Below are 1472 nucleotides of genomic sequence, written 5' to 3'. Positions count from 1 at the left end.
GGGGGTGTCTAATTAATTGTGTATTGGGGTTCCTGATTTGAGATGAGGAATTGCGATGACAGTGGCGAAAGGATCCGAGCAGGGTGGGGCTTCGTTTGGGGAGCCGGAACCGGGCCCGGTCTCTGCTCGGTCTGTGGTCAATGAGATGGTTGATGCGGGTTTGTTTGATGATTTGATGGCCCGGATCGATAGGGGCACGCTGCAGCTCACGGGCGAGGGCGGTTTCCTTCCCGAGATGGTCAAGGCCGTGCTGGAACGTGGTTTACAGGCCGAAATGGCCGGCCATTTGGGCTATGAGAAGGGCGAACGCTCGGAGGTCTCGCCGAATAACTCACGTAATGGGAGCACCCCGAAAACGTTGTCCTCGGAGATCGGCGATATTGCCCTTGAGACGCCGCGGGACCGGGATGGGTCTTTTCAGCCGGCGCTGGTGCCCAAGAGGTCCCGTCGGATTGGCGGGCTCAGCGAGATGATCATTTCCCTGTATGCCGGAGGGATGACGGTGCGCGACATCCAGCATCACCTGGCCAGGACGTTGGGCACGGATCTCTCCCACGAGACGATCGCTAACATCACCGACGCGGTGCTGGAGGAAGTCCAAGAATGGCAGAACCGGCCGCTGGAGGAAATTTACCCGGTCATCTACCTGGACGCCCTGGTCGTGAAGGTCCTCGATGGCCACCACGTGATGAACCGCTCGGCCTATATCGCCGTGGGCATTGATCTGGAGGGCATCAAGCATGTGCTGGGCATCTGGGTACAGGCCAGTGAAGGAGCCAAGTTCTGGGCCGGGGTTTGTGCTGAGCTCGCCAACCGTGGCGTGAAGGATGTGCTCATTGTCTGCTGTGACGGGCTGACCGGTTTCCCTGAGGCGATCGAGGCGACCTGGCCGCACGCCACGGTGCAGACCTGCGTGGTGCACCTGATCCGGGCCGCGATGCGGTTCGTGGCCTACGGTGACCGGAAGAAGGTCGCCGCCGGGCTGCGCCCGATCTACACTGCCCCGACATCCGATGCCGCCCGGATGGAACTGGACGCTTTTGCTGCCTCCACCCTGGGCCGTAAGTACCCGGCCGCCGTGGGTGTCTGGGAACGCTCCTGGGAGCGGTTCATTCCCTTCCTGGCCTTTCCCGAAGCCGTCCGACGCATCATTTACACCACGAACGCTATCGAGTCGTTGAACTACCAGATGCGAAAAATCATCAAGAACCGCGGCCATTTTCCCAACGACACGGCCGTCGTGAAGCTGCTCTGGCTGGCCATCCGCGATATCGAGGACAAACGCGCCAGGGAACACAAAAAGGAACGAAAAACCGACCGGGAATCCAACGGCAAGCACCTCATTGAAGGGGCTTCCAGCCTCGGCTGGAAAGCAGCACTAGGCGCACTAGCCCTGGCCTACCCGGACCGGATCAACAGATACATGAACTAAAGAGACAATGAACCACTTACACAGAAATCTTGACAAGCTC

1 protein-coding gene is annotated in these 1472 nt (G+C 59.7%); it reads left to right on the top strand.

Translation table 11 applies throughout. The annotated features are described in order from the left end of the window. The first annotated feature begins 145 nt into the window (after window positions 1-145). Window positions 146-1432 carry an IS256 family transposase gene (locus CXQ94_RS21290; RefSeq protein ID WP_258067301.1) on the top strand — a complete coding sequence of 429 codons (1287 nt, stop codon included), beginning with the start codon at window positions 146-148 and terminating at the stop codon, window positions 1430-1432. Window positions 1433-1472 lie beyond the last annotated feature (40 nt).

Origin of the sequence: Arthrobacter sp. GMC3 (genome assembly GCF_002929305.1) — a bacterium.
GTDB lineage: Bacteria > Actinomycetota > Actinomycetes > Actinomycetales > Micrococcaceae > Specibacter.
Note: the sequence above shows the minus strand (reverse complement) of the source record. Positions and strands in the feature narration are given on the sequence as shown.